At 62.3% G+C, this 20,825-nt stretch carries 27 protein-coding genes; 12 read left to right on the forward strand and 15 right to left on the reverse strand.

Annotation, left to right across the window (positions count from 1 at the left end; all coding sequences use genetic code 11):
* Positions 1-20: 20 nt before the first annotated feature.
* From fabI to C5J22_RS16555, 3 genes are all read right to left on the reverse strand, one after another.
* The gene (gene fabI, locus C5J22_RS16545) at positions 21-839 is read right to left on the reverse strand and encodes an enoyl-ACP reductase FabI (protein ID WP_046631120.1); all 819 of its coding nucleotides are present in this window, start codon (positions 837-839) and stop codon (positions 21-23) included.
* A gap of 150 nt (positions 840-989) precedes the next feature.
* Positions 990-2,138: a DnaJ C-terminal domain-containing protein gene (locus tag C5J22_RS16550; protein WP_105439096.1), complete on the reverse strand. Its 1,149-nt coding sequence runs from the start codon at positions 2,136-2,138 to the stop codon at positions 990-992.
* A gap of 271 nt (positions 2,139-2,409) precedes the next feature.
* Positions 2,410-2,868, reverse strand: a complete 459-nt coding sequence (locus tag C5J22_RS16555) for an RT0821/Lpp0805 family surface protein (RefSeq protein ID WP_046664537.1) — start codon at positions 2,866-2,868, stop codon at positions 2,410-2,412.
* A gap of 64 nt (positions 2,869-2,932) precedes the next feature.
* On the opposite strand from C5J22_RS16555, the gene pdxH reads away from it, so the two are divergent.
* Positions 2,933-3,553 (forward strand): pyridoxamine 5'-phosphate oxidase, encoded by a 621-nt coding sequence (gene pdxH / locus C5J22_RS16560; RefSeq protein ID WP_105439097.1) that lies wholly within the window; start codon positions 2,933-2,935, stop codon positions 3,551-3,553.
* Between the two features lie 65 nt (positions 3,554-3,618).
* On the forward strand, positions 3,619-3,930 hold the full coding sequence (locus C5J22_RS16565; protein WP_105439098.1) for a helix-turn-helix domain-containing protein: 312 nt from the start codon (positions 3,619-3,621) through the stop codon (positions 3,928-3,930).
* Position 3,931: 1 nt separating this feature from the next.
* On the opposite strand, the gene C5J22_RS16570 is transcribed toward C5J22_RS16565, so the two are convergent.
* The 3 genes from C5J22_RS16570 to C5J22_RS16580 all read right to left on the reverse strand — a co-directional run bounded on the left by C5J22_RS16570 (position 3,932) and on the right by C5J22_RS16580 (position 6,217).
* Positions 3,932-4,273, reverse strand: coding sequence for a type II toxin-antitoxin system RelE/ParE family toxin (locus C5J22_RS16570; RefSeq protein WP_105439099.1), 342 nt, complete (start codon positions 4,271-4,273; stop codon positions 3,932-3,934).
* A gap of 3 nt (positions 4,274-4,276) precedes the next feature.
* Positions 4,277-5,260, reverse strand: a complete 984-nt coding sequence (locus C5J22_RS16575; RefSeq protein ID WP_105439203.1) for a polysaccharide deacetylase family protein — start codon at positions 5,258-5,260, stop codon at positions 4,277-4,279.
* Between the two features lie 165 nt (positions 5,261-5,425).
* Positions 5,426-6,217 (reverse strand): sulfite exporter TauE/SafE family protein, encoded by a 792-nt coding sequence (locus C5J22_RS16580; RefSeq protein WP_105439100.1) that lies wholly within the window; start codon positions 6,215-6,217, stop codon positions 5,426-5,428.
* A gap of 128 nt (positions 6,218-6,345) precedes the next feature.
* Here C5J22_RS16580 and C5J22_RS16585 point away from each other — a divergent pair, with 128 nt between their 5' ends.
* Positions 6,346-6,654, forward strand: a complete 309-nt coding sequence (locus C5J22_RS16585; RefSeq protein WP_105439101.1) for a pyrophosphatase — start codon at positions 6,346-6,348, stop codon at positions 6,652-6,654.
* Between the two features lie 2 nt (positions 6,655-6,656).
* Here C5J22_RS16585 and maiA read toward each other — a convergent pair whose 3' ends face one another.
* The 9 genes from maiA to coxB all read right to left on the reverse strand — a co-directional run bounded on the left by maiA (position 6,657) and on the right by coxB (position 14,997).
* Positions 6,657-7,292: a maleylacetoacetate isomerase gene (gene maiA / locus C5J22_RS16590; RefSeq protein ID WP_105439102.1), complete on the reverse strand. Its 636-nt coding sequence runs from the start codon at positions 7,290-7,292 to the stop codon at positions 6,657-6,659.
* A gap of 18 nt (positions 7,293-7,310) precedes the next feature.
* Entirely contained in the window at positions 7,311-8,726 is a 1,416-nt protein-coding gene (gene tldD, locus C5J22_RS16595; RefSeq protein WP_046664532.1) for a metalloprotease TldD, read from the reverse strand.
* Between the two features lie 93 nt (positions 8,727-8,819).
* Positions 8,820-9,590, reverse strand: coding sequence for an SURF1 family protein (locus tag C5J22_RS16600; protein ID WP_205837189.1), 771 nt, complete (start codon positions 9,588-9,590; stop codon positions 8,820-8,822).
* Between the two features lie 67 nt (positions 9,591-9,657).
* Complete coding sequence (locus C5J22_RS16605; protein WP_105439104.1) at positions 9,658-10,533, reverse strand: cytochrome c oxidase subunit 3; 876 nt, start codon at positions 10,531-10,533, stop codon at positions 9,658-9,660.
* 51 nt (positions 10,534-10,584) lie between these two features.
* On the reverse strand, positions 10,585-11,220 hold the full coding sequence (locus tag C5J22_RS16610) for a cytochrome c oxidase assembly protein (protein ID WP_105439105.1): 636 nt from the start codon (positions 11,218-11,220) through the stop codon (positions 10,585-10,587).
* A gap of 9 nt (positions 11,221-11,229) precedes the next feature.
* On the reverse strand, positions 11,230-11,367 hold the full coding sequence (locus tag C5J22_RS16615; RefSeq protein ID WP_105439106.1) for a hypothetical protein: 138 nt from the start codon (positions 11,365-11,367) through the stop codon (positions 11,230-11,232).
* Positions 11,367-12,323: a heme o synthase gene (locus tag C5J22_RS16620; protein ID WP_105439107.1), complete on the reverse strand. Its 957-nt coding sequence runs from the start codon at positions 12,321-12,323 to the stop codon at positions 11,367-11,369. Before C5J22_RS16620 ends, C5J22_RS16615 begins: the two co-directional genes overlap by 1 nt.
* Before the next feature lie 67 nt (positions 12,324-12,390).
* On the reverse strand, positions 12,391-14,094 hold the full coding sequence (gene ctaD, locus C5J22_RS16625; RefSeq protein WP_105439108.1) for a cytochrome c oxidase subunit I: 1,704 nt from the start codon (positions 14,092-14,094) through the stop codon (positions 12,391-12,393).
* An 18-nt stretch (positions 14,095-14,112) separates the two neighbouring features.
* Complete coding sequence (gene coxB / locus C5J22_RS16630; protein ID WP_105439109.1) at positions 14,113-14,997, reverse strand: cytochrome c oxidase subunit II; 885 nt, start codon at positions 14,995-14,997, stop codon at positions 14,113-14,115.
* On the opposite strand from coxB, the gene C5J22_RS16635 reads away from it, so the two are divergent.
* From C5J22_RS16635 to C5J22_RS16675, 9 genes are all read left to right on the forward strand, one after another.
* Entirely contained in the window at positions 14,963-15,274 is a 312-nt protein-coding gene (locus C5J22_RS16635; protein ID WP_172746655.1) for a hypothetical protein, read from the forward strand. The two genes, coxB and C5J22_RS16635, sit on opposite strands and share 35 nt — an antisense overlap.
* 134 nt (positions 15,275-15,408) lie before the next feature.
* Positions 15,409-16,059 carry an invasion associated locus B family protein gene (locus C5J22_RS16640; protein ID WP_105439111.1) on the forward strand — a complete coding sequence of 217 codons (651 nt, stop codon included), beginning with the start codon at positions 15,409-15,411 and terminating at the stop codon, positions 16,057-16,059.
* Positions 16,060-16,103: 44 nt separating this feature from the next.
* The gene (locus tag C5J22_RS31920; RefSeq protein ID WP_256386134.1) at positions 16,104-16,295 is read left to right on the forward strand and encodes a DUF1304 family protein; all 192 of its coding nucleotides are present in this window, start codon (positions 16,104-16,106) and stop codon (positions 16,293-16,295) included.
* Positions 16,296-16,299: 4 nt separating this feature from the next.
* A complete protein-coding gene (ispH, locus tag C5J22_RS16650; protein ID WP_105439204.1) occupies positions 16,300-17,307 on the forward strand; it encodes a 4-hydroxy-3-methylbut-2-enyl diphosphate reductase in 1,008 nt (335 codons plus the stop codon).
* A 142-nt stretch (positions 17,308-17,449) separates the two neighbouring features.
* Positions 17,450-18,433, forward strand: coding sequence for a homoserine kinase (locus C5J22_RS16655; protein ID WP_105439112.1), 984 nt, complete (start codon positions 17,450-17,452; stop codon positions 18,431-18,433).
* Entirely contained in the window at positions 18,430-18,870 is a 441-nt protein-coding gene (gene rnhA, locus C5J22_RS16660) for a ribonuclease HI (RefSeq protein ID WP_046664522.1), read from the forward strand. Before C5J22_RS16655 ends, rnhA begins: the two co-directional genes overlap by 4 nt.
* A 24-nt stretch (positions 18,871-18,894) precedes the next feature.
* Positions 18,895-19,623, forward strand: a complete 729-nt coding sequence (locus C5J22_RS16665) for a bifunctional 2-polyprenyl-6-hydroxyphenol methylase/3-demethylubiquinol 3-O-methyltransferase UbiG (protein ID WP_105439113.1) — start codon at positions 18,895-18,897, stop codon at positions 19,621-19,623.
* Between the two features lie 3 nt (positions 19,624-19,626).
* A complete protein-coding gene (locus tag C5J22_RS16670) occupies positions 19,627-20,436 on the forward strand; it encodes an endonuclease/exonuclease/phosphatase family protein (RefSeq protein ID WP_205837190.1) in 810 nt (269 codons plus the stop codon).
* Between the two features lie 63 nt (positions 20,437-20,499).
* Complete coding sequence (locus tag C5J22_RS16675; protein WP_046631154.1) at positions 20,500-20,808, forward strand: Dabb family protein; 309 nt, start codon at positions 20,500-20,502, stop codon at positions 20,806-20,808.
* Positions 20,809-20,825: the final 17 nt, after the last annotated feature.

Consider the following 20,825-nt stretch of genomic DNA (forward strand, 5'->3'; position numbering starts at 1 on the left):
CAGACGTCCCTGGAGCAGCATCAGTCCTTGATGACCGAAATGTCCGGCGCATCGACAGCCTTCATGCCGACGACATGGTAACCGCTATCGGCATGATGGGTTTCGCCGGTGACGGAGCGCGACAGGTCGGACAGCATGTAGAGGCCGACATCACCCACTTCCTCGATGGTGACGGTACGGCGCAACGGCGCATTGTATTCGTTCCATTTGAGGATGTAGCGGAAGTCGCCGATGCCGGAAGCGGCAAGCGTCTTGATCGGCCCGGCCGAGATCGCGTTGACACGGATGTTCTTCGGACCCAGATCGACGGCGAGATATTTGACGCTGGCTTCGAGTGCCGCCTTGGCAACGCCCATGACGTTGTAGTTCGGCATGACCTTTTCGGCACCATAATAGGTGAGGGTCAGCATCGAGCCGCCGTCGGTCATCAGCTTTTCCGCCCGCCTTGCGACCGACGTGAAGGAATAGACCGAGATCTGCATCGTCTTGGCGAAATTGTCCGCCGAGGTGTCGACATAGCGGCCGGTCAGCTCGTCCTTGTCGGAAAAGCCGATCGCATGCACCAGGAAGTCGATCTTGCCCCAGTGTTTTTCGAGGTTGTCGAAAACCTCGTCGATGGTCGATTCGTCGCCGACGTCGCAATGGCCGGCCATGTAGGCGCCCAACTCGGCGGCGAGCGGCTCAACGCGTTTCTTGAGTGCATCGCCCTGGTAGGTGAAGGCGACTTCCCCCCCATGCTGGTGGATGGCTTTGGCAATGCCCCACGCGATCGAACGATTATTGGCAACGCCCATGATGAGACCGCGTTTGCCTGCCATGAGGCCGGAAGCCTGAACCATTCATAGTCCCCTGATACCTTAGATGAACGCTGCCTATGACATAGGCAGCTCAAGGGTTCAAGCAGACTTGGATCATCTCGTGTTAGTAGCCGTAACAAAGGGTGCTTAGCGGTGAATACCGACGCAAAACTGTCATACTAGGCGAAGGCTTCAGACATACAGTCCGTGACGCATGTGCCGCATCAGGTCGGTGACCTTTTCGTTGGGTTTTTCCCACAGGACGACGCGCAGTTCGACGACGAGATCGCCGCGGCCTCCGGCATCGTCATGAAGGCCAAGGCCGTTCAGCCGGACCGTCTGGTCGGAACCGGACCATGCCGGAATGCTGATGTTGCGGTTGCCTTCCGGCGTCTCGACCGACGCGTCGCCGCCAAGCACCGCGTCTTCGAGCGAAATCGACAAGGTCGTGTGAAGATCGAAACCTTCGACGCGGAAACGGCTATCGCGGGAAACTTTGATCGAGGCGAGAAGATCGCCGGATTTCATGCCGGCGAGCTTGAGGCCCTGGCCCTTCAGCCGCGCCACATGGCCTTCCGTCATGCCTTTTTCCAGCACAAGGCGGACTTCGCGGTCGTCGGCCATCTTCAGCGTGACCGCGTTGAGTTTCAGGAGGTCCTCCAAGGTCACCGTTGCCTCGACGGAAATATCCGGAGCCTTTTCGGGAGCAGGCGTCGTGCCGCGGAAGCGGCGCACGATGGAGGCGATCAGGTCGATGGCAAGCGCCGGCAGGGGCGGTCTTTCGCTCCCCGATGCATCTGCCTTGGCTGTTTCCGCCGAATCGCCGTTCGCCGGCGCTGAACCGCCGGTGTGAGATTTTGCCTGGTCGGCCGCCGCGGCGCCGAAGATACGCTCGATCATGTCCTCCGGCGTCTCGCCTGCCGGGCCGGACTGGTTCTGGGGATGAGCCTGAGACTGGGCCTGAGACTGGGCTTGCGATTGGCCGCGAGCCTGTGCCTGTCCCTGGGGTTTGGCGTTTTGCGCATTGGTCTTGGCGAGTTCTTCCATGACCTTTTCGGCATTGGCCTTTGCGGCCTTGGCGCGCTCGGCGGCTTCGCGGGCGGCATTGCGCTGCTGCATGATGGTCTGGTGCATCTCGGCGGCCCTGTCGTATCGCTTGCGGCGCTCGGGATCCTTCAGGACCTCGTAGGCCTGGCCGATCTCTGCGAAACGGCTCGTCGCAGACGGATCGTCCTGGTTCTGGTCGGGATGAACGGTCTTGGCCTTGGCGCGCCAGGCTGCCTTGATTTCGTCGGGCTCGGCATTGCGCTTCACGCCGAGAAGAGAATAGGGATCACGCATTGTGGGACCACCGGTTACTTGAAACGGCGGGCCCCCGCTTGATCCTTGGACCCCCGATACTCGTCACAACTCCGACAGCCATCGGCCGGTTCCTCATGTTCCGGGCAGATTACTGCTTACATCAGGCGAGCCTATGTTAGGACCTGTGAATCAGTGGTTACGCGGCCTCCAGTCGTGGTCATTAAGGTAAACGAATGGTTTCCGGCGCGATTTCACGAAAACGCCCGAAACGGATTTGGCAGGGTCGGTTTTTGGGGAGGGACGACCGCGACTACTGGCGGTCGAAGGCCGTCAGCATCCAGTCGCCGCTGCCGGTCAGGCAGGTCTGGCCGGAGAACATGGCGATACCCTCGTAGGAATGCCGCGTGGTGGTGAAGGCGCGGCAGATCTGCTCGCCGTTGCGGGCCTCGCGGATTTGCGAGACGACGCCGGCGCTGCCGGTCGTGGTATTCGCCCACGGAACCGAGGCCGCTCCGACCTTGGCAAGATCGGCCGAGGAGACGGCGTTACGCACCGTCGCCTCGTCGGAAAGCGTCGCACCGGTAGGCTGAGACGCGCTAGGCACGGTGCCGGTCGCGATCGAGCGGTCGACTTTGGGCGCGCTGCCGAAGAGATCGAGGCTGCTGGTACAACCGGCAAGCGAAAGCCCTGCAAGGCAGAGGGCTGCTGCCCGTCTGCCGAGGAGAAACGACCTCTTTGTGCGGCTCTTCGACTTTGCTATCACTACCACCGTGCGTCCTGTCCGACTGAAAAATTCGGGCATTTTTCATGAGATTGGGAGTATTTTATTCAATATGTCTGAGAGCGGGTTAATAACTGGTGACTTCACCGCCGAGAACGAACCTTTCGCGCTTTTCGGTTCCTGGCTGAAGGATGCCGAGAGCTCCGAACCCAACGATCCGAATGCTGTTGCGGTTGCGACCGTCGACGAAAACGGCATGCCGAACGTTCGCATGGTCTTGTTGAAGGGGTATGACGAAAACGGTTTCGTCTTCTATACCAATTTCGAAAGCCAGAAGGGTCGCGAGATCCTCGGCCAGAAAAAGGCGGCGATGTGCTTCCACTGGAAATCGCTGCGTCGCCAGGTTCGCCTGCGCGGCGAGGTGGAGGTGGTGAGCGATGCCGAGGCGGACGCCTATTACGCCTCGCGCCCCCGCGGCAGCCGCATCGGCGCCTGGGCGTCGAAACAGTCCCGCCCGCTCGAAACCCGCTTCGCGCTCGAAAAATCGGTAGCCGAGTACACCGCGCGCTACGCGATCGGCGACATTCCGCGCCCGCCCTACTGGTCCGGGTTCCGCATCAAGCCGCTGTCGATCGAGTTCTGGCACGACCGCCCGTTCCGCCTGCACGACCGCATCGAATTCCGCCGCGCCGTTGCCGACGGTCCGTGGGAAAAGGTGCGGATGTATCCGTGATCTGTCATTGACCAGGCATGTGTTAGCATCTAGATTATACGGAAATGCGTATATCGAGGTCGAAGATGGAACGCCTGGTCTTTGAAAATATCTTTGACGCCGTCACGGAGGATCCGATCGAGGCCGCCGACCTGCGGTTTCGCTCGGATCTGTTGACGACCCTGATCGCCATCTTTGAAGACAGGAAATGGAAGCAGGCGGATGTCGCCGGGGCGCTCGACATTCCTCAACCGCGCGTCAGCGAATTGATGCGCGGGAAGATACATCTGTTCTCGGCAGACAAGCTGATCGGTTATCTTGCGAAGCTCGGCGTGCGCCTGAAGCCGTCCTTCAGCGCCGAGCACAGGGTGATCTGCGAGGTGGTCGAGGCGGCCTGATCTATTTGCGACTTTTGACGATTTGCAACATCGTCTTGTGGCGATCCTGGACGGTATCCATTGCCTTGCGGTCGACGCCATTCGTCGTCTTGGTGAAGGCGTGGAGAATGAAAACCGTATCGAGATATTTGGCGCAATAGACGGCGCGATAGGCCGGGCTCCCGTTCTCGATCAGCTCTATGACGCCGTTGCCGATGCCCTTCAGATGCTTGAAGTCCGAAAGGGGCTGGAGCCCTTCCTGGACGCGCTGGAGATCGTTGGCGAATTGGATCTGGATATCTTTTGGAAGTTCCTGGAAGGCCTTTTTCGCGGAAGAATTCACGAATTCAAAGGACTTCGCCATGTTTCACCGCCCGATCGCGAACGGGATGCCTGAGGCGAGGGCCGAGACATAGCGCGGCTGCTGGTAGTAGCCGTTGAGCGAGATGCGCGGCAGGCCGGTGAGCCGGTTCATGGATCTGGCGCAGAGCGTGCCGGGCTGCGTCGTCACCGCGACCGAAAAGCCGAGTTCCTTGGCAATCGCGCAGTCGCGCTCGGAGACCGCGGCGCGGCTGCCATAGGGATAGGCGATCGTGTCCGGCCGTTCGCCGGTCAAAGCCTCGATCCAGTCGCCGGACTGCTTCATTTCCGCGCGGGCGTCTTCCGCCGAAAGCCGTGCGACGGCCCGGTGGCTCGTCGTATGGGCACCGAGCGAAGCCAGCGGATGGGTGGCGACCGAGCGGAGTTCCTCGGCGTTCATGGTGAGGTCGGCGGTGATCTTCAGCGGATCGACGCCGTGTTTTCTCGCAAGCGCATCGATCCGCGAGACGGCGGTGGATTCCTCGACTTCGAGGACATAGCTGGAAAACCGGTCGAAGGCGTCGAACTTGCGGGCCTCCGAGGTGAGGTCGAGGATTTCAGGCCCGCCGCCGAAATCGAAGGACACTTCCCGCTCGCGTCCGAGCAGTTCGGCGACCGTCTCCCACCAGAGCGAATGGGTCCGCTCGGCAAATCCCCGGGTGACGAAAATGGTGAAGGGCACGCCGTGGCGGGCAAACACGGGCAGCGCGTATTCGGCATTGTTGCGGTAGCCGTCATCGAGCGTGAAGGTCGCGAACGGCTGTTTGGTCGGCGCGGCAAGCCGTGCCGGCACGTCGCTCAAGGGGATGAATTCGTATCCTTCGGCCGAAAGCCGCTCGATCGCTTCGCCGAGGAAATCCGGCGTCACTTCCAGATGGCCGCTCGGCTGCAGCGACCGGCTCTGTTTCGGCCGCACATGGTGGAGCGTGAATATGGCGCCGTGGCCGCGGGCATTGGGCATCATTCCGGCACGCGCAAGTGCAGCAGCCATGTCGAGGCCACCGGCGACAAGCCGGCGTTTGACATCCCGGCGCCAAAGCGCCTGAAACCTCTCCCTGGTATTCCCCACCGCGATCACGCCCACGTTACTTCGTAGTGCGCGACCCTACTGCCGGACGGGTTAAGCCTTGCTGAACAAAGAGGGGCTTGATTTTGGTCAGGGCCGCAGCGCGTCGAAAAGCGGCAGGCTGACGATCGCCGCCATGGCGATCAGCGTGAAGCAGATGCGCCGAAAGGTGCCTTCGGAGGCAAAGCCGAACAGTTTCGAACCGGCGAGCACACCGAGGCCGTAACCCGGCCCGGCGATCAGTGCGAGTGCAAGAACGTCGAGGGTCAAAAGGTGACCGACGATATAGGCGGTGGCGGAGATCACCGTCGCAAGCGCGAAATAGAGGATGAGATTGGCGCGCACGGTGAGCGGCGGGATGGCGCCGCCGAGCCAGTAGGCGACGACTGGCGGCCCGGAGAGTTGTGCGGCACCGCCGAACAGGCCGGCAAGCGCGCCGACGCCGATCGTCAGCGGTGTCTTCGGTTTGCCATGATAACGCCAGCCGGAAATCAGGAAGACCAGCAGAAAGAGCACAACGACCGAGATCAGCCAGCGCAGCGCCGTCGGATCGATCACCGCCAGCAGCGTCGTGCCGGCCGGCACGCCGATCAGCGTCCCGATCAGCATCGTGCCCACCTCGCGGCGGTTGGCGCGCTTCCAGCCGTCCGGCACCATGCCGAGCGTCGTCACCCCGTCGATGACCAGCAGCAGGGCAGGGGCGATCTTCGGCCCGACGGCGGCACCGGCGAGCGGAACGAAGATCAGCGCTCCGCCAAACCCGGAAAACCCGCGCGCCAGCCCGGCGATCAGCGCCGAGATGAACAGAAAGACGAGCTGTGCCGGCCCATGGCCCGGAATCCATGCATCCAGCAAAGCGGAAATCGGGTTGGCGGAATCCATGGAAAATGCCGTATGCAGATGGGATCGAGTGGCCCGCACCTGCCGGGATTTGGATGACGGTGTCAAGCAAACCCTCTGGACACGGCGCGGGAATCGGCATTCTCCTGTGGATACAAAAGGAGAACACCATGCTGGGCAAACTTACCGCACAACTCGAGGCCGCATCCGCGGATTACGCCGAAACCCATGGGATGGTCCGCGATGCCGACTGGTTTCTCCTGAAGCTGCAGGAGGAGATGGGCGAGCTGACCCAGGCCTGGAACCGCGCCACCGGCCGCGGACGGAAGAAGGGCAGGAGCGACGAGGATCTCGCCCGCGACCTCGGCGACGAGACGGCCGATCTTCTCGGCCACGTCCTGCTGTTTGCCCGCAACAACCGGATCGACCTGGCGTCGGCGATCGAGCGCAAATGGCTGTTCAGGCCGGATGGGGAATAGGATCAGATCGCGCTGGGGAAATCCGGCTGTGCTTCCGGGCGTGCCAAACGGAAGGCAGGAAGCTCGACGCATTTCGCTTCGACGGCCAGGAGTTCCGGGTAGGCCGAGAGATCACAACCGAGTCTGCGCGCGTTGCTCAACTGCGGAATAAGATGCAGGTCCGCCCATCCCGGTTCGTCGCTGAAACAGAAGGCGAAGTGTTCATGCCGATCGCGCAGCGTCTCTTCCAACGCCTTCAGTCCGGACGTCAGCCAGTGCAAAACCCATTGCTGCACCTTCTCTGAATTGAGTTCCAGATCGGTTTGGAGGAACCGGCGCACCCGCTGCACGGTGATCGAATGCATTTCGGATGCGATGAGCCCAGCAAAACCCCGCGCCTGCGCGCGAAGCAGCGGGTCTTTAGGCAGAAGCGCGGGCAGAGGATGGCTTTCCTCGAGATAGTCGAGGATCGCCGACGATTGGGGAATGATCTGCCCGCCGATGTCAAGGGCGGGCAGCAATCCCTGTGGGTTGAGGCGCAGGTATTCCCCGGGCGCTAACGATCCCACAGGCAGGTAGGTATAGGGAATGGCCTTGAGATTGAGCGCTATGCGCACCCGTTCGCCGGCTGAATTCTGCCACCGCGATAAAAGGCGCATAACATCTCCCGAAGCCCCTTACGCCTTCGTACCGCCCACCGTCACCTGGTCCATCCGCAGATGCGGCTGGCCGACGCCGACGGGGACCCACTGGCCGCCCTTGCCGCAATTGCCGATGCCGGTGTCGAGCTTCATGTCGTTGCCGACCATCGAGACGCGGCGCATCGCATCTGGGCCGTTGCCGATCAGCATGGCGCCCTTGATGGCGGGGCCGATTTTGCCGTTCTCGATCATGTAGGCCTCGGTGCAGCCGAACACGAACTTGCCCGAGGTGATGTCCACCTGGCCGCCACCGAAGGAGACGGCGTAGATGCCCTTCTTGACCGAGGCGATGATTTCTTCGGGCGATTTGTCGCCGCCGAGCATGTAGGTATTGGTCATCCGCGGCATCGGCGTATAGGCGTAACCCTGCCGGCGGCCGTTGCCCGTGGGCTGGACGCCCATCAGCCGGGCGTTCTGGCGATCCTGCATGTAGCCGACCAGCTTGCCGTTCTCGATCAGCACGTTGTAGGCCGATGGCGTGCCTTCGTCGTCGATGGTGAGAGAGCCGCGGCGATTGTCGATCGTGCCGTCGTCGACGACCGTGACGCCGGGGGCTGCGACCATCTCGCCGAGAAGTCCGGCGAAGGCCGAGGTCTTCTTGCGGTTGAAATCGCCTTCCAGCCCGTGGCCGACCGCCTCGTGGAGCATCACGCCCGGCCAGCCGGAGCCGAGCACGACGTCCATCGTGCCCGCCGGCGCGTCGATGGCGGTCAGGTTAACAAGCGCCTGGCGCAGCGCCTCGTCGGCGCCGGTCTGCCAATTACCTTCGGTCACGAAATCGCCGAAGCCGATGCGGCCGCCGGTGCCGAACGAACCGCTCTCCTGCCGGTCGCCGTCGCCGACGACAACGGAAATGTTGATGCGCGTCATCGGGCGGATGTCCTGCACGCGGTGGCCATCGGCGCGCAGGATGTCGACCACCTGCCAGCTTGCGGACACCGTTGCCGTCACCTGCCGCACCTTGTCGTCCTTGGAGCGCAAATAAGCGTCGATATCGGTGAGCAGCTTGACCTTCTCCTCGAAGCTCGGCGATCCGATCGGATTCTCGTCGCCGTAATATTTCTTGTTGGTGCGCTGCGGAGCGGCCGCGTAGGAACCGGAATAACCGGCGGTCACGGCCCGCACCGCATCCGAGGCGCGGGACAGTGCCGCCGCCGAAAGCTCGCCTGCATGGGCATAACCGACCGCTTCGCCGGCGACCGAGCGCAGCCCGAACCCCTGGTCGGTGTTGAACGAACCGCCCTTCAGGCGGCCGTTGTCGAAGGTCAGCGATTCCGCCTGGGCATGTTCCACGAAAAGCTCGCCGTCGTCGGCGCCGGTAAGCGCCTCGGAGAGGATCGAGCGCAGCTTGGTCTCGTCGCAGTCGAAAAGGTTGAGAAGGTCGGTGTTCATGGGTGCTCCTTCGGCGCTGCCCTATGAAGACGCGCGCTCTCTTCCAACCGATGTAGGTCCGGGGAGGGGCCGAAGCAAGCCTATCCTGCGGGCTCAGGCGTGTTTGCGGCGGAAGATCATGCCGATGACGACGGCAACGAGGGCCGCGGCAAGGCCGTACCAGGTCACGGCATATTGCAGATGGCTGTTGGGAAGATCGAACTGGGTGACGCCGCCTTTGGGCCAGCCGCCCGGATTGACGATCGAGCCATCGGCATCCACGAAGAACTGCACGACCTTCGACGCATCGATACCGGTGGTCGAGGCCATGGCGTCGAGATCCTTCCAGTAGAAGATGTTCTTGGCGAGATCGTTGTCCGGAACGATGGAGGACGGTTTTTCGCCAAGCCGCACCCGCGCATAACCCGTGACGGTTTGCTGGCCGGCAACTTCCCCGGCGGTACGGGTCTTCGGGTCCTTCATCTCATAGGGCACGAAACCGCGGTTGACGAACAGGATGCGGCCGTCGGCAAGCGTCATCGGGGTGTAGACGTAAAAGCCGGTCTGGCCGCCGAAGGTCGCGAAGAAATGCCGCTCGCTGGCGTGGTCGAAGGTGCCGGTGACCGATACCCGGCGGTATTCGATATCGCCGCCGGATTTCCGGATCGTCTCGATATCGGAAAGCACGACGGGTGCTGCCGCCCGCCGCTGGGCGATATCGGCGAGCAGGCCTTCCTTCCAATGCAGCCGCTCCACCTGCCAGGTGCCGAGCGACAGCAGGATGGCGAGCGCCGCCAGCACCACGACGGCGGTCGCGATCACCCGGCCACGGCCAGGGGCGGGCGTCTTATCCGATGCGGTTTGCGAGGGAGCCTTGGTTGCCATTCGTTCCAGTCCTTAAAAAGCAGAAGGGCGGCTTGTCGCCGCCCTCCCGGAATTCATGTCCCCTGGCTCAATGGGCGAGCGGTGCGCCCCAGCCACCCCAGATGTAGATGGCGAAGAACAGGAACAGCCACACCACGTCGACGAAGTGCCAGTACCAGGCAGCGGCTTCGAAGCCGAAATGCTGGGTGGGCGTGAAGCCGCCGTTGATGGCGCGCAGCAGGCAGACAGCCAGGAAGATCGTGCCGACCAGGACGTGGAAACCGTGGAAGCCGGTCGCCATGAAGAAGGTCGCGCCGTAGATCGAGTTCGAGAAGGCGAACGGGGCATGGATATACTCGTAGGCCTGGACGCTCGAGAACAGGATGCCGAGTGCTACGGTGAGTGCGAGGCCGGTGATCAGGCCCTTGCGGTCGCCGTGCAGCAGCGCATGGTGAGCCCAGGTGACGCAGGTGCCGGACAAAAGCAGGATCACCGTGTTGTAGATCGGCAGGTGCCACGGATCGAGCACCTCGACGCCCTTCGGCGGCCACTGACCGCCGAGGAACTCGACGCGGGTCGCCTGGATCGCCTCGTTTGCGTAGAGGCTGGCATCGAAAAAGGCCCAGAACCAGGCGACGAAGAACATCACTTCCGAAGCGATGAACATGATCATGCCGTAGCGCAGATGCAGCGAGACGACGCGGGTATGGGCGCCCGAATTGCCTTCCTTGATCGTGTCCGTCCACCAACCGATCATCGTGTAGATGATGATCGCCAGGCCGCCGTAGAACCACCATGGGCTTGCCCAGTTAAGGCCGAAAAGATGGAACTCGCCGCCCTTCAGATAGCGCATGTAGGCGACGCCGCCGAAGGTCATGACGAAGGCGCCGATCGAGGCCAGGATCGGCCACGGGCTCGGATCGATGATGTGGTAGTCGTGATTTTTCTGATGCGCGTCGGCCATGTCAGAATCCCCGGATGAATGCCTGCTTCGCCGGAAAACCGGCGAACCCTCTTAAAGTTTCCCCACGCCTGCGTTCTGGGCGCCCGTCTTCGGGGCGCCTGCCTTCGGGCCTTCCGGCAGAGCCGCGACCGGTTTGCCCGGCTCGCTCGGATAGAAGGTGTAGGACAGGGTGATCGTCTTGATGTTCTTGGTCTCTTGGGCCGTGGCGAACTCCGGGTCAACGAAGAACACCACCGGCATCTGGACCGACTGGCCGGGCTGCAGCGTCTGCTCGGTAAAGCAGAAGCACTCGACCTTGTTGAAATAGGCGCCCGCTTCCATCGGCGTCACGTTGAACACGGCACTGCCCGTCGTCGGCTTCGACGACCGGTTGGTCGCGGTATATTCGATCTGCACGGTCTCGCCGATCTTCGGACTGACCGACTTGGCGGGCTTGAACTCCCAGTTCAGGCCCGGCGAGATGTTGGCGTCGAACGTCACCTGGATCGGCTTGTTCAGGATCTTGTCGGAATACTGCTCGACGCGCTGGGTCGTGCCGTTATAGCCGGTGACCTGGCAGAACAGCCGGTAGAGCGGCACGGAAGCATAGGCGGCACCGACCATGCCGGCCACGAAAACGGCGCAGCCGGCGAAGATCGCGCTGTTGCTGACCCGCCTTGCCTGACCGTTCTGATTGACGTCCGTCATCGCTCCACCCTAATTCCCAAGCCCGCCGACTTTCACCAGCGTCATGATGTAGAAGAGGACCACGAGCCCGGCGAGAACGATGCCGAGCGCGATATTGCGGTTGCGGCGCGACTTCTTCTGCGCCTCGCTGAGCTTGACGGTTTCCATCACAGCAAACCTCCTACGAGGTGCGGCAATCCCGAGAGCAGCCGGTCGGCCAGCAGGCCCGAGAAGATCGCAAAGAGATAGACGATCGAATAGGCGAACATCTTCTTCGCCGGCATCATCTTCTCATCGCCGTCGGGCATGCGCCGGACGGCGATGGAACAGATGACGAAGATCGCGCCGAGCACGGCCGCGAAGATGCCGTAACCGAGGCCCGCAAGCCCGGTGAGGGTGGGGGCGACCGCGATCACCGCGGTCAGCACCGCGTAGACGATGATCTGGTTCTTGGTCGAGGCTTCGCCTGCGACATTCGGCATCATCGGCACGCCGACCGAGCCGTAGTCGCGCATCTTGAAGAGCGCGAGCGCCCAGAAATGCGCCGGAGTCCACAGGAAGATGATCAGGAACAGGAGAATGCTGTCGAGCGATACACCGCCGGTGACGCAGGCCCAGCCGATCATCGGCGGGAAGGCGCCGGAGGCGCCGCCGATGACGATGTTCTGCGGCGTCGAGCGCTTCAGCCACATCGTGTAGACGACGACATAAAAGAAGATCGTGAAGGCCAGCAGGCCGGCCGAGAACCAGTTGACCGCAAGGCCGAGGATGACGACCGAAAAGACCGAGAGCGTCAGGCCGAAGGCAAGCGCTTCCTGGGGCAGGATGCGACCGGCAGGGATCGGGCGCTTGGCGGTGCGGGTCATGATCGCGTCGATATCGGCGTCGTACCACATGTTCAGCGCCCCGGAGGCGCCGGCGCCGACGGCGATGCAGAGAATGGAAATCACGCCGAGGACTGGGTTGATCTGACCCGGCGCGAGAATGAGACCGGCGAATGCGGTGAACACCACGAGCGACATCACCCGCGGCTTCAGGAGTTCGAAGAAATCGCGCGCGCTCGCTTCCGAGAGGCGTGAGCCTCCATCGGTGCCGAGAGCGTCGTGATTGTCCATAACCGTCATTGAACCGTCCTGTTTGGTATTTCAAGGCATCGCGCTGCCGCGATGCCCTTTTCCAAAGATTTAGCGCTTACTTGATGCGCGGCAGCTGTTCCCACTGGTGGTACGGCGGCGGCGAAGAAAGCTGCCATTCCAGCGTGGTCGCACCTTCGCCCCACGGATTGTCGCCGGCGACGCGCTTCTTGGAGAAGGCTTCCCAGACGCCGAAGAGGAAGATCAGCACACCGACGAAAGAGATGTAGGAGCCGATGGAGGAAACATAGTTCCAGCCGGCGAACGCATCCGGATAGTCGATGTAACGGCGCGGCATGCCGGCGAGACCCAGGAAGTGCTGCGGGAAGAACACCAGGTTGACGCCGATGAACATGACCCAGAAATGCAGGTTGCCGATCCGCTGGCTGTACATGTAGCCGAACATTTTCGGGAACCAGTAGTACCAGGCCGCGAAGATGGCGAAGACCGCGCCGAGCGACAGAACGTAGTGGAAGTGGGCCACGACGTAATAGGTGTCATGCAGCGAACGGTCGAGGCCGGCATTGGCGAGCTGGACGCCCGTGACGCCGCCGACGGTGAACAGGAAGATGAAGCCGATCGCCCAGATCATCGGCGTCGAGAAGGTCAGCGACCCGCCCCACATCGTCGCGATCCAGGAGAAGATCTTGATGCCGGTCGGAACCGCGATGACCATCGTCGCGAAGACGAAGTAACGCTGCGCATCGAGCGACATGCCGACCGTGTACATGTGATGGGCCCAGACGATGAAGCCGACAGCGCCGATCGCGACCATGGCATAGGCCATGCCGAGATAACCGAAGACCGGCTTCTTGGAGAAGGTCGAGACAATGTGGCTGACGATGCCGAAGCCGGGCAGGATCAGGATGTAGACTTCCGGATGACCGAAGAACCAGAACAGGTGCTGGAACAGGATCGGGTCACCGCCGCCTTCCGGAGAGAAGAAGGTGGTGCCGAAGTTGCGGTCGGTCAGAAGCATGGTGATGGCGCCCGCCAGAACCGGCAGCGACAGCAGCAGCAGGAACGCGGTGACCAGAACGGCCCAGGCAAATAGCGGCATCTTGTGCAGCGTCATGCCCGGGGCGCGCATGTTGAGGATGGTGGTGATGAAGTTGATCGCACCGAGGATCGAGGATGCACCGGCAACGTGCAGCGCGAAGATCGCAAGGTCGACCGCCGGTCCCGGAGACCCCGTGCTCGACAGGGGCGGATAGAGCGTCCAGCCGCCACCGACGCCATAGGCGCCTGCCGGGCCTTCGACGAACATCGACAGCAGCAGCAGCAGGAAGGCCGGCACGAGCAGCCAGAAGGAGATGTTGTTCAGGCGCGGGAAGGCCATGTCCGGCGCGCCGATCATGATCGGCACCATCCAGTTGGCAAAACCACCGATCATCGCCGGCATGACCATGAAGAAGATCATGATCAGCGCGTGAGCGGTGGTGAACATGTTGAACATCTGCTTGCCGCCGTCGATGGCGGCGTCGCCCTCGAAGCCGTAGACCATCGCGGCCAGGCCGTGGAAGATCTGGATGCCCGGCTCCTGCAGCTCCATGCGCATCGCAACGGAGAGAAGGCCACCGATGATGCCTGCGATGATCGCGAAGATCAGGTAGAGCGTGCCGATGTCCTTGTGGTTGGTCGAAAACAGCCAACGCTGAGCAAAGGTCGGCGTGTGCGAATGATCATGATGATCGTCGTGAGCATGCGCATCGTGAGAGGTGCGAGCCTGAGCGTGATCGTCGTGAGCGGAATGTCCAGCCATTGTCCTCACTCCTCTGTATTACTTGGATTCATTTGCCGCGACGGCAAAATTGCCGGCAGGCTTGTCGACCGCAGCCACGAGAGCCTTGTAGGCACCCGGCAGGTCGGTCGCAGCAGCAGCGAGCCAGGCCTTGTACTTGTCTTCAGACACGACGCGGATGGCGATCGGCATGAAGGCGTGGTCCTTGCCGCAAAGCTCGGAGCACTGGCCGTAATAGAGGCCTTCGTTCTCGGCCTTGAACCAGGTTTCGTTCAGGCGGCCCGGCACGGCGTCGATCTTGATGCCGAAAGCCGGCATGGCGAAGGCATGGATAACGTCGGACGGAGCGGCCGTTACCAGCATGCGGACCGTCTTGTTGACCGGGATGATCAGTTCGTTGTCGACTGCGAGCAGCTTTGGATAGACGGCGAGGTCGGTCTTGCCAGCTGCGGCGCGATCCGGATCCTTCAGCAGGAAGCTATCGAAAGCGACCGGGGTCTGCATGCCTTCGTATTCGTAATTCCACTGCCACTGGGTGGCTGTGGCCTTGACCGTCATATCCGAGTCCGGAATTTCGAGCTGGGCATTCAAGAGGTTGAAGGAGGGAATGGCGAGGAAGAAGAGGATGAGAACCGGGCCAAGCGTCCAGATGATCTCGATCGCCGTATTGTGGCTGGTCCGCGACGGTACCGGATTGGCGCTGGCGCGGAATTTCACGACGACGACGACCAGCAGGACCAGAACCAAAAGCGTGGTCGGCACGATGAACCACAGCGTATAGTGGTTGAACCAGCGGATCTGGTGCATGATCGGCGTTGCTGCCGCCTGGAAATCAATCTGCCACGGATGCGGCTGGTCCGCAAAACCTGCGGAAGCAAAGAGCAGACAGATGAGCGCCGTCATCACTGCAAAAGCCCTGTTCATCACTACATATCTCCCCATGCGTCTGATCTCGATCAAACCGAACGCAGAATCCAAGCTATATGGTCTGCTTCAATCACAGTTTGCCTGCCGCCGCAATATCTGGCGGGAAAAGCCCGTGCGGCATTTTTGCGCCTATGGGATAAGGCCGGAATCCCGTGAGAATCAGGGGCGGCAGCCTGCTTTTTCGACCGGGCCGAGGTCTTATTTCAAAGGCCTTCAACACCTCCGGCTGCGTCATTATAGACCGCACGACGGCCAAAATCCGGCTTTTTCCTGATAAAAGTGATGGCTGGGCCACGCGGCCTGGCGGGTCCCACTTTCGCCGTACTCCACTGGAAAGAGGTCAGGGCTTTTCATTTCGTCTAGTGAACGACAAGAATAGCCGCACTGATTCGTCTTCCAGAGGTTTCCATGGGTCGTCCCTCCCTGATCTGCGCCGGTCTTGCCGTGATGCTTGCAGCCGCCGTTTCGCTTCCCGCGTTGGCGCAGCAGCCGCAGCCCAGCCCGCGGCCCGCGGCACCCCAGCCGGCTCCCGTTCCGGCACAGGGCGCCAAGCCGGGACCGCAAGCGCCCCGGCCGGCGCCGAACGGCGGGCAGGCCCAGCAGCCTCCGGGGCAGCAGGCGCAGCCCCCGGGCAACGTGCGCGAGAACCATGGCGCATGGTCGATCATCTGCGACCGGCCGGCCGGCGCTTCCGCCGACCAGTGCGCGCTGATGCAGAACGTCATCGCCGAGGACCGGCCGGAAGTCGGCCTGTCGGTGGTGGTGCTGAAGACCGCCGACCGCAAGGCGCGCATCCTGCGCATCCTCGCGCCGCTCGGCGTGCTCCTGAAGGACGGCATGGAACTCTATGTCGACAACAACAATATCGGCCGCGCCTATTTCACCCGCTGCTTCTCCGAGGGTTGTTATGTGGAAGTGGAGATCGACGAGGAACTGATGCGCATCCTGCGCGCCGGCAAGGCTGCCGTCTTTGCCCTGCGCGAATCCGCCGATCAGGACCGGGTCGGCATTCCGATCGAGCTCACCGGCTTCGGCCCAGGCTACGACGCGCTTCCGTGACGTCATAAGAAGGCGATCGGAGCTTTATGGGCCTGTAGGCAGTCGTGATTTCCCGTGCGTTTCGGCGACGCGGCGCGCTACGCGATTCCGCCTTCGCCGTCCAATTGAAGCTCTTCTTTCTTGTGTGCGTGACCATTGCCGCTATATATGGCGCGTGGTCGGTCAAGCCGCGCATCCTGCTCATCCAGGGCGGTCCGGCCATTTTCGCTCTCGTGCTGACAGTCCTGGCGTCCTGATTTGATGGCATCATCCATACCTGAAAAAAGCCCACTCAAGGTCCGTCTCTGCGGCCCTCGCGGTTTCTGCGCCGGCGTCGACAGGGCGATCCAGATCGTCGTGCTGGCGCTGAAAGCCTATGGCGCGCCGGTCTATGTCCGCCACGAGATCGTCCACAACCGCTACGTGGTCGAGGGTCTCGAAGCGAAGGGCGCCGTTTTCGTCGAGGAACTGGACGAGATCCCGGCCGAACACCGCGAGCAGCCGGTTGTCTTCTCCGCCCATGGCGTACCGAAATCCGTGCCCGAGGATGCCGAGGCCCGCAATCTCTTCTATCTCGACGCGACGTGCCCGCTGGTTTCGAAAGTCCACAAGCAGGCGATGCGCCACCAGCGCCTCGGCCGCCATGTGGTGCTGATCGGCCATGCCGGCCATCCGGAAGTGATCGGCACGATGGGCCAGCTGCCGCCAGGCACGGTGTCGCTCATCGACACGATCGCCGACGCGGAAGCCTATGTCCCTGAAGATCCGGACAATCTCGGCTACGTCACCCAGACGACGCTCTCGGTGGACGATACGGCAGGCGTCATCGCCAAGCTGCAGGAGCGGTTCCCGAACCTCACGGCACCTTCCGCCGACAGCATCTGCTACGCCACCACCAACCGTCAGGAAGCGGTCAAGGAAGCAGCTCCCGGCTGCGACCTCTTCATCGTCGTCGGCGCTCCGAATTCGTCGAATTCCAAGCGGCTGGTCGAAGTGGCGCTGAGGGCAGGGGCCAAGCGCTCCCTCCTGGTGCAGCGCGCCTCCGAATTGAACTGGGACGAGATCGGCCAAATCGGCACGCTCGGCCTTTCCGCCGGCGCCTCCGCCCCGGAAGTCATCGTCGACGAGATCATCGCCGCCTTCAAGGAGCGTTTCGACGCCGAGATCGAGCTGGCGATCACCGCGGAGGAAACCGAAAACTTCCTCGTCAACCGCGAGCTGCGCGGCGTGCCTTTGACGGTTGAGGACATGGCATGGGTGAACGGGTGAGGAGCCATCCGGCGAAGCCTGAAAAATCGATAGAGTGGTCCGATTTCAGCTTCGGACGCCCCGGCCTCTAGCGAAGGGCCGGTCGAGCCGCTAGGAAAGCCCCATCACCTATCTGCGCGGCAGAATCAAGCGGGATGACACCTTGGCCGTTTACACCGATATCACCGAAGACGACCTGAAGCAGTTCCTGACCGAATACGATGTCGGGGAACTGACCTCCTACAAAGGAATTGCCGAGGGCGTCGAGAATTCGAACTTCCTGCTGCATACGACCCGCGATCCGCTGATCCTGACGCTTTACGAAAAGCGGACGGACGAGCGCGACCTGCCGTTTTTCCTCGGCCTGATGCAGCACCTGGCGGCCGGTGGCCTGTCCTGCCCGCTGCCCCTGCCGCGCAACGACGGAAATCTCTACGGTACCCTGTCCGGCCGGCCCGCCGCGCTCATCTCCTTCCTCGAAGGCATGTGGCTGAGGAAGCCGGAGGCGAAACATTGCCGCGAGGTCGGCAAGGCGCTCGCCCGGATGCACCTTTCCGGCCAGGATTTCGAGCTGACGCGCCCGAACTCGCTTTCCGTCGAAGGCTGGAAGACGCTTTGGGAAAAGTCCGCCGCGCGCGCCGACGAGGTCGAAACCGGCCTGCAGGACGAGATTTCCTCCGAACTTGATCACCTGGACCGGAACTGGCCGAAAGGTTTGGCCGCCGGCGTCATCCATGCGGATCTCTTCCAGGACAATGTCTTCTTCCTGGGCGACGAGCTGTCCGGCCTGATCGACTTCTATTTCGCCTGCAACGACCTGCTCGCCTATGACGTCTCGATCTGCCTGAATGCCTGGTGTTTCGAAAAGGACGGCGCCTACAACCTCACCAAGGGCCAGGCGCTGCTCGAAGGCTACCAGAGCGTCCGCCCCCTTGAGAGATCTGAGATCGAGGCCCTGCCGATCCTCGCCCGCGGTTCGGCGCTGCGTTTCTTCCTGACAAGGCTTTACGACTGGCTGACGACGCCGGCCGGAGCGCTGGTCGTCAAGAAGGACCCGCTCGAATATCTGCGCAAGCTGCGCTTCCACCGCCAAATTGCATCGGCCACCGAATACGGGCTGACTGAAGAAAGACTGTCCGCATCATGAAGCAGGTAGAGATTTTCACCGACGGCGCCTGTTCCGGCAATCCCGGTCCGGGCGGCTGGGGCGCCATCCTGCGTTATGGCGACACGGAAAAGGAAATGTTCGGCGGCGAGGCCGAGACGACCAATAACCGCATGGAGCTGATGGCGGCGATCTCCGCGCTGAACGCGCTGAAAACCCCGTGCGAAGTCAACCTTCACACCGACAGCAAATATGTGATGGACGGCATTTCCAAATGGATCTTTGGCTGGAAGAAGAACGGCTGGAAGACCGCCGACAAGAAACCGGTGAAGAATGCCGAGCTCTGGCAGCAGCTTGAGGAAGCGCGCAACAAGCACAAGGTGACGCTCCACTGGGTGAAGGGCCATGCCGGCCATCCGGAAAACGAGCGCGCCGACGAGCTCGCACGCCTCGGCATGGCGCCGTTCAAGAAGAGATAACCGGCCAAGCCTGGGAGAGGATCGATGGCCCAGAACGTCTACGACACGCCGGAATTTTTCGAAGGCTATAGCCAGCTCGGCCGCTCGGTCCATGGGCTGGCCGGTGCCGCCGAATGGCCGACGATCCGCACATTGCTGCCCGCGCTGAACGGATTGCGCATCCTCGATCTTGGTTGCGGTTTCGGCTGGTTTTCCCGTTTTGCGGCGGCGGAGGGCGCTGCCTCCGTGCTCGGCCTCGATCTCTCGGAAAACATGATCGCCAGGGCGCGGGCGGAAAACGCCCACCCGGCCATCGTTTACGAGATCGCCGATCTGGAGCGGGTCGAACTGCCCGCGGCAGCCTTCGACCTCGCCTACAGCTCGCTCGCCTTCCATTACCTGGAGGATTTTGGCCGGCTGGTGGAGGAGGTTCATTCCGCCCTGGCGCCGGGCGGGAAGTTCGTTTTCACCATCGAGCACCCGATCTACATGGCTTCCCAAAATCCCGGCTGGCGGACGGATGACGCAGGCCAGAGATTCTGGCCGGTGGATGGTTATTCGGTCGAGGGCCCGCGCACGACCGACTGGCTCGCCAAGGGCGTCGTCAAATATCACCGCACCATCGGCACGACGCTGAACACGCTGATCGATGGCGGTTTTGCCATCCGCCGTGTCATCGAATGGCGTCCCTCGCCGGATCAGCTTGCCGCCAATCCGGCATTTGCCGAGGAGATGGACCGTCCGATGATCCTCATGGTTTCCGCGGAGCGCTGAGCGATGACCTTGCGCCTGATCTCCCTCAACGCCTGGGGCGGCCGAGTCCATGCGCCGCTGATGCGGTATCTCAAGGCGGCTGATCCGGACGTGCTCTGCCTGCAGGAAGTCACCCGCACGCCGAATGCGGCCGCCGACTGGCTGGCCTACCGCGACGGCGCCTTCGAACTGCCGCAGCGCGCCAGTCTCTATGCGGATGTGAAGGCGGTTCTGCCCGGCCATGAGGCGATGTACGCTCCGGTCGCCCGTGGCACGCTGTTCGACGGTGAGCGGGAGGTCGGCTCCGAATTCGGCCTCGCCACGTTCGTGCGCGGTTCTTTGCCCATCATCGGCCAGCAGCTCGGTTTCGTGCATGGAGAGTTTTCGGCCGGCGGCTGGGGCGAGCATCCGCGCTCGCGCAACGCCCACGCCGTCCGCATCCACCGCTACGGGATAGGCTCGGCGGTGACCATCGTGCAGATGCACGGGCTGCGGGATCTTGCCGGCAAGGGCGATACGCCGGCCCGGCTGGCCCAGGCCCATGCTCTCGTCGCGCTGATCGAAAAGGTCTGGCAGCCCGGTGAGCCATTGGTCGTCTGCGGTGATTTCAATCTGCTGCCCGGCAGCGAGACCTTCGCCATTCTCGGAAAACTTGGCCTCACCGATCTTGTCACCACCCGCGGCTTCACCGACACCCGCACGTCCTGGTACCCGAAGGACGGCCGTTATGCGGACTACCTGTTGGTGACGCCGGATGTGAAGGTCGAGAGTTTCGACGTGGTCGCCGAGCCGGAGGTTTCCGACCATCGTGCCCTTCTTCTGGAAATCGCCTGAGCCGCTGTTGCGCTCCAAGCATCAGTCACTATTCTGCCGCCAACAACCCGGGGAGGTCCGCTCATGATCCTGCATTGCGTATTCGTTCGGTTCAAGGCGGCCATCCAGCAGGCCGACAAGCAGTCGATCTACGATGCGGTCGCCGCGCTGAAGGATGTCACGCCCGGCATCCTCGACGTGAAATTCGGCCAGAACGTCTCACCGGAAGGCCTGAACGGCGGCTTTCTCGACGGTTTCATCGTGACCTTCGAGAACCCCGAGGCGCGCGACGCCTATCTCGTCCATCCGGACCACATAGCTGTCGGCGACCGGATCATCGGCTCTGCGGACGGCGGGCTGTCGGGGCTTCTGGTTTTCGATATGGCGGTCTGAGGAAAGGCCGCGGGCGT

The organism is Neorhizobium sp. T25_13, assembly GCF_002968675.1.
GTDB classification, from domain to species: domain Bacteria; phylum Pseudomonadota; class Alphaproteobacteria; order Rhizobiales; family Rhizobiaceae; genus Neorhizobium; species Neorhizobium tomejilense.